The organism is Streptomyces sp. HSW2009 (assembly GCF_040240285.1).
Classification (GTDB): Bacteria; Actinomycetota; Actinomycetes; order Streptomycetales; family Streptomycetaceae; genus Streptomyces.
Genome location: NZ_JBEHZD010000480.1, coordinates 1 through 6,178 on the forward strand (window position 1 = coordinate 1; position 6,178 = coordinate 6,178).

Consider the following 6,178-nt stretch of genomic DNA (forward strand, 5'->3'; position numbering starts at 1 on the left):
GGGGGGCGGGGGCCTCCGCGGCGGGGCGCCCCGCGCGGCCCCGGCCGGCGGCCGGCCCCGGGGGGCGGGCCGCCCCCCCCCCCCCCCCGCTCCGTTACCCGCGCGCGGCGCCCCACGACCGTGGCCGCACGGAGCCACAGGACCGCCCCGCCCCTCCGTGGCACAGACCGACACCCGTGCGCGTCGCGTGGAGCAGGCCCGGCCGCGTACGGGCGGGAACGGGGCAGCCCCGGTCGCTTACGGCGGACACGGCGCAGGTGGGTACGGGGCGGATGGGCATGGCGCAGATGGGCACGGGGCGGCCCCGTCGCGTACGGCCCGTACGGCGCAGGCGGACCCGCCCCGTACGGGCCCGTGGTGACTCGTCCGCCGCGCCCCGTTGCACCGCACATGGCGGGCCGCCGAAGCCGGGGTGACGTTGCGGACGGTGGGACCGGGGCGACGGACCGCTCCGGACGTTCGGGCACGCCCGCCCTGGCACGCTCCGTACGGCGCCACGGGGCGCAGCAGGGGGCGGGCGCCAGCCCTGTGTGCACCGGGCGCCGCACGGCAGTCCGGCCCACCGAGAACGCCTGCGGGGCCGCCCGTGGATGCGGTATCGGTTTTGGTGCCCCGCCCCCTGTCGGGTAATGTTCTTCCTGCGCCGCCCGCGAGGGGCCATGGAGCCCCAACGGAAAGCGCAAGCCAAACAAGAATCCCCAGCAGGGGGTTTGAGTTTTGGTGGGCTATGGTGTAATTGGCAGCACGACTGATTCTGGTTCAGTTAGTCTAGGTTCGAGTCCTGGTAGCCCAGCAAGGAATCTCTCGTCAGACTCCTTGATCCTGTAGTGACACGCCCCCGTTGTGTAGCGGCCTAGCACGCTGCCCTCTCAAGGCAGTAGCGCCGGTTCGAATCCGGTCGGGGGTACTGATCCTGACCCCGTCACCATCCGGAGATATCCCGGAGGCGACGATGAATGGATCGCTAGGGCCCCCGTTGTGTAGCGGCCTAGCACGCCGCCCTCTCAAGGCGGTAGCGCCGGTTCGAATCCGGTCGGGGGTACTGGTTATACCATGGGCTATGGTGTAATTGGCAGCACGACTGATTCTGGTTCAGTTAGTCTAGGTTCGAGTCCTGGTAGCCCAGCGCAGTAACTCAGGCCCCCGTTGTGTAGCGGCCTAGCACGCCGCCCTCTCAAGGCGGTAGCGCCGGTTCGAATCCGGTCGGGGGTACAGAAAGAGAAATGGCCTTCCCGGTAATTCGGGAAGGCCATTTCTTTTGCTTTCTCGCTTCTGCCGCCTCCACGGCCCTCACGGGGCCGCGGGTCTGGCGCTGCGCCCGGAGCCTCCCGCACAGTGTCCCGATGGCCAGCAACGGCGCACACATCGGACCCATCCCCGGGCGAGTCACCGCAGACGCCCACGGTGACCTGGTCGTCTTTCTCATCGGAATGCGCTTCAACCGCTTCTCGGCGATCAACGCGTGGTTGCCCGTCCTCCGCGCCATGCCACGCATGCTGCGCGAATTGTCGACGGACGAGAGCGGACTCCTGGGTCACCGCACGCTCATCGACCCGCCGCGGGGCATCCACCTCGTGCAGTACTGGCAATCCATGGAAAAGCTCCTGGCGTACGCCGCCAATCCGTCCCAGGAACACCACCCAGCCTGGGCCGCATTCCAACGCCGGGTCCGCACCAGTAGGGGCCGTGTGGGCATGTGGCACGAGACCTATCAGGTACGGGCCGGCTGCTACGAGAGCGTTTACGTCGACATGCCGCTGCACGGCCTCGGCGAAGTCGCCGGCGTCGTCCCCGTAACGTCCCGCAGGAATCGCGCGGCCCAGCGCCTAGGGCGATGAACCCCACCACTCGCAATTCCCGTTCCCACCCCTGACACGTGAGCCGAGCGCCCCGCCGCGTGGTCCCCGCCCCGAGCGCAGTGCCGGGCGCGCCCCGCCCCGTACGGTGCCGGCGGCAGGACGCCGCGACAGCGCGTACGGGGCGCGGCGTCCCATCGCGCACGGGGCGGCGCGGAGCGGGGCCCGTCAGCCTGCGCGGCGCAGTGCCTCCGAGAGGCGCGCCGCTGCGTCTATGACCGCCTGGGCGTGCATGCGGCCGGGGTGACGGGTGAGGCGCTCGATGGGGCCCGAGACGGAGACGGCGGCCACCACGCGGTTGGACGGGCCCCGTACCGGCGCCGAGACGGAGGCCACGCCGGGCTCCCGCTCGCCGATCGACTGGGCCCAGCCCCGGCGACGTACGCCCGAGAGCGCCGTGGCCGTGAAACGGGCGCCCTGGAGCCCGCGGTGCAGCCGCTCGGGCTCCTCCCAGGCCATCAGGATCTGGGCGGCCGAACCCGCCTTCATCGGCAGTGTCGAACCGACCGGCACCGTGTCCCGCAGCCCGGACAGCCGCTCCGCCGCGGCGACGCAGATGCGCATGTCGCCCTGGCGCCGGTAGAGCTGGGCGCTCTCACCGGTGACGTCCCGGAGGTGGGTGAGCACCGGCCCCGCCGTGGCCAGCAGCCGGTCCTCGCCGGCCGCAGCGGCCAGTTCGGCCAGCCGCGGGCCGAGGATGAACCGGCCCTGCATGTCGCGCGCCACCATCCGGTGGTGTTCGAGCGCCACCGCGAGCCGGTGCGCCGTGGGGCGCGCCAGGCCGGTCGCGGAGACCAGGCTCGCGAGGGTGGCCGGGCCGGCCTCCAGTGCGCTGAGTACCAGAGCCGCCTTGTCGAGTACGCCGACGCCGCTAGAGTTGTCCATGCAACGATATTCGCGTCTCACAGTATGAAACGCAAGTTCAAATTTTCACGGCAGCCGCCAATCTGGAGACGGCGCCGGGCATTCAGGGCGGCGCTCCCACGAACACACGAGTTGGGTCGGCAGCGACGCCGCCCGGAGGGACAGCGATGGGACGGACACTGGCGGAGAAGGTCTGGGACGATCACGTCGTTCGGCGCGCCGAGGGCGAGCCCGACTTGCTCTTCATCGATCTCCACCTGCTGCACGAGGTCACCAGCCCGCAGGCGTTCGACGGGCTCCGTAGGGCGGGGCGGAGGGTGCGGCGGACCGACCTCACCATCGCGACCGAGGACCACAACACCCCGACCATCGACATCGACAAGCCGATCGCGGACCCCGTCTCCCGCACCCAGTTGGAGACGCTCCGCAAGAACTGCGCCGAGTTCGGGGTGCGGCTGCACCCGCTCGGCGACGTGGAGCAGGGCGTGGTCCACGTGGTCGGGCCCCAGTTGGGGCTGACCCAGCCGGGCACCACGGTGGTGTGTGGGGACAGTCACACCTCCACCCACGGGGCGTTCGGGGCGCTGGCGTTCGGCATTGGCACCTCGCAGGTGGAGCACGTGCTGGCCACCCAGACGCTGCCACTGGCCCCGTTCAAGACGATGGCCATCACGGTGCGGGGCGAGCTCCCCGCGGACGTCACGGCCAAGGACCTGATCCTCGCGATCATCGCGGAGATCGGCACCGGTGGCGGCCAGGGCTACGTCATCGAGTACCGCGGCGCGGCCATCGAGAAGTTGTCGATGGAGGCCCGGATGACCGTGTGCAACATGTCCATCGAAGCCGGGGCCCGCGCCGGCATGATCGCGCCGGACGAGACCACCTTCGCCTACCTCAAGGGCCGCGACCACGCGCCCGTCGGCGAGCAGTGGGAGGAGGCGGTGGCCTACTGGCGCACCCTGCGCACCGACGCGGACGCCACCTTCGACCGCGAGGTGGTCATCGACGCGGCCTCGCTGGCCCCGTTCGTCACCTGGGGCACCAATCCGGGGCAGGGTGCCCCGTTGTCGGCGGCCGTGCCCGACCCCGCCTCGTACGAGGACGCCAGCGAGCGTCTGGCGGCCGAAAAGGCCCTGGAGTACATGGGCTTGACGGCCGGTCAGAAGCTGCGGGACGTCCAGGTGGACACCGTCTTCGTGGGCTCGTGCACCAACGGCCGGATCGAGGACCTGCGGGCGGCTGCCGGCATCCTGGACGGGCGCCAGGTCGCCGACGGGGTGCGGATGCTGGTCGTTCCCGGGTCGGTACGGGTGGCGCTCCAGGCGGTGCAGGAGGGGCTCGACAAGGTCTTCACCGCCTCTGGGGCCGAGTGGCGACACGCCGGCTGCTCGATGTGTCTGGGGATGAACCCCGACCAGTTGGCGCCCGGCGAACGCTCCGCCTCCACGTCCAACCGCAACTTCGAGGGCCGGCAGGGCAAGGGTGGCCGCACGCATCTGGTTTCGCCCCAGGTCGCCGCCGCCACCGCCGTGCTGGGCCGGCTGGCATCGCCCGCCGATCTGGCCCCGTCAACCGCTCCCGTGGGGGTCTGAGGATCATGGAAGCATTCACCACGCACACCGGCCGCGCCGTTCCACTGCGGCGCAGCAACGTCGACACGGACCAGATCATCCCGGCACACTGGCTGAAGCGGGTGACCCGCGACGGTTTCGAGGACGGTCTCTTCGAGGCGTGGCGCAAGGACGCCGAGTTCGTACTGAACCGGCCCGAGCGCTCCGGGGCGACGGTGCTGGTCGCCGGGCCGGACTTCGGCACCGGCTCCTCGCGCGAACACGCGGTCTGGGCGTTGCAGAACTACGGCTTCAAGACGGTCATCTCGGCGCGGTTCGCCGACATCTTCCGCGGAAACTCACTCAAGAACGGTTTGCTGACGGTGGTCTTGCCGCAAGAAACGGTGGAGCGCCTGTGGGAGCTGACCGAGGCGGACCCGGGCGTCGAGGTCACCGTGGACCTGGTCGACCGCCAGGTTCGAGCGGCTGACGTAACGGCCGAATTTGAGCTTGACGAGAACGCTCGTTGGCGACTGCTTGAGGGGCTGGACGACATCAGCCTGACCCTCCGCCAAGAGGCCGAAATCGCTGCGTACGAGGCCGCCCGGCCCGCCTTCAAACCCCATACTTCGCAGGTCTAAGGCCCCCCGGTGCTCCGTGTACGGGGCACGTTTGGCACGATGCGTCGTCGGTCTCCGGACCGGCGGCGCATCGTTGTGTTGGGGCCCCATGAGGCGACAACTCGCTGTAGATGGCACAATCAACGTATGGAACGCGACACCCAACTCCAGCTTTACGGGTTCGTCGCGGGCCAACTCAAAGAAGCGCATGCAAGGGTGCGCTCACTGCAAGTCCCGGAGGGCGTACGGATGGCGCTGTCCCGGAAGCTGCTGGTCATCACGGCGGCAGCGAAGCACGATCTGGCAGGCGCGGCGCGGCGTCTGGACCGGTTGATGAACGACCTCGACGAGGGCCGCTTCCCTGAAGATCGCGACAGCGACGGAACTCCGTGAAGGTCGAGTTCGTTGCGGCACAAGGGTGATTAGCCCGTTTCGTGTTTGATTTGCGGTATATATCTGCCTAACGTGCGAAAAAGCTTGAACAGATTCGTTCCAGCTATGTCTCCGAAGGGGAAGACGTGAACAAGGCGCAGCTCGTGGAAGCCATTGCCGACAAGCTCGGCGGACGCCAGAACGCCGCGGATGCGGTGGATGCAGTACTGGACGCCATCGTCCGCGCGGTCGTCGGCGGTGACCGGGTTTCGGTTACCGGTTTCGGCTCGTTCGAGAAGGTCGACCGCCCGGCGCGGTACGCCCGCAACCCGCAGACCGGTGAGCGGGTCCGGGTCAAGAAGACCTCGGTGCCGCGCTTCCGCGCCGGCCAGGGCTTCAAGGACCTGGTGAGCGGTTCGAAGAAGCTCCCGAAGAACGATGTGGCCGTCAAGAAGGCGCCCAAGGGCAGCCTCTCCGGCGGTTCTTCCACGCGTACGACGGCCAAGGCCGCGGCCAAGAAGGCCACCGCCAAGAAGACGGCCACGGCCAAGAAGGCCACGGCCGCCGCGAAGAAGGTCACGCCGGCGAAGAAGACCACGACCGCCGCCAAGAAGGCGGCGACCGCGAAGAAGACCACGGCCAAGAAGGCCAGCGCGGCGAAGAAGGCCACCGCGGTCAAGGCCGCGCCGGCCAAGAAGACCACGGCCGCGGCCAAGAAGGTCACCGCCAAGAAGACCGCGCCGGCAAAGAAGGCGACGGCCAAGAAGGCTCCCGCGCGCAAGACCACGGCGCGCAAGACCACCGCCAAGAAGACCACCGCCAGGAAGAAGTAGGTCGGCGGCGGCACCGTCTCGCTCAGCACCTCGCCGGGGCCGGCGCCCCCCCCCGGGGGGGGGGGGTTGGCAGAGGCCCGCCC

The 6,178-nt window shown here is 69.6% G+C and carries 6 protein-coding genes and 5 tRNA genes; 10 read left to right on the forward strand and 1 reads right to left on the reverse strand.

Annotation, left to right across the window (positions count from 1 at the left end; translation table 11 throughout):
• Window positions 1-721 precede the first annotated feature (721 nt).
• From AAHZ94_RS26735 to AAHZ94_RS26760, 6 genes are all read left to right on the forward strand, one after another.
• Window positions 722-793: transfer RNA gene (locus AAHZ94_RS26735), tRNA-Gln, on the forward strand.
• Window positions 794-834: 41 nt separating this feature from the next.
• Window positions 835-907, forward strand: a tRNA-Glu gene (locus AAHZ94_RS26740).
• Between the two features lie 62 nt (window positions 908-969).
• Window positions 970-1,042, forward strand: a tRNA-Glu gene (locus AAHZ94_RS26745).
• A gap of 12 nt (window positions 1,043-1,054) precedes the next feature.
• Window positions 1,055-1,126 (forward strand) — tRNA-Gln (locus AAHZ94_RS26750).
• 13 nt (window positions 1,127-1,139) lie between these two features.
• Window positions 1,140-1,212: transfer RNA gene (locus AAHZ94_RS26755), tRNA-Glu, on the forward strand.
• 131 nt (window positions 1,213-1,343) lie between these two features.
• Entirely contained in the window at window positions 1,344-1,838 is a 495-nt protein-coding gene (locus AAHZ94_RS26760) for a DUF4188 domain-containing protein (protein ID WP_349995924.1), read from the forward strand.
• A gap of 186 nt (window positions 1,839-2,024) precedes the next feature.
• Here AAHZ94_RS26760 and ndgR read toward each other — a convergent pair whose 3' ends face one another.
• Window positions 2,025-2,741 carry an IclR family transcriptional regulator NdgR gene (ndgR, locus tag AAHZ94_RS26765; protein ID WP_349995926.1) on the reverse strand — a complete coding sequence of 239 codons (717 nt, stop codon included), beginning with the start codon at window positions 2,739-2,741 and terminating at the stop codon, window positions 2,025-2,027.
• Window positions 2,742-2,887: 146 nt separating this feature from the next.
• Between ndgR and leuC the strand changes: the two genes are divergently transcribed.
• The 4 genes from leuC (at window position 2,888) to AAHZ94_RS26785 (ending at window position 6,095) form a co-directional block, all read left to right on the forward strand.
• A complete protein-coding gene (gene leuC / locus AAHZ94_RS26770) occupies window positions 2,888-4,312 on the forward strand; it encodes a 3-isopropylmalate dehydratase large subunit (RefSeq protein ID WP_349995928.1) in 1,425 nt (474 codons plus the stop codon).
• 5 nt (window positions 4,313-4,317) lie between these two features.
• On the forward strand, window positions 4,318-4,911 hold the full coding sequence (leuD, locus tag AAHZ94_RS26775) for a 3-isopropylmalate dehydratase small subunit (protein WP_349995930.1): 594 nt from the start codon (window positions 4,318-4,320) through the stop codon (window positions 4,909-4,911).
• Between the two features lie 126 nt (window positions 4,912-5,037).
• Window positions 5,038-5,283, forward strand: coding sequence for an SCO5555 family protein (locus AAHZ94_RS26780; protein ID WP_349995932.1), 246 nt, complete (start codon window positions 5,038-5,040; stop codon window positions 5,281-5,283).
• A gap of 125 nt (window positions 5,284-5,408) precedes the next feature.
• Entirely contained in the window at window positions 5,409-6,095 is a 687-nt protein-coding gene (locus AAHZ94_RS26785) for an HU family DNA-binding protein (protein WP_349995934.1), read from the forward strand.
• Window positions 6,096-6,178 lie beyond the last annotated feature (83 nt).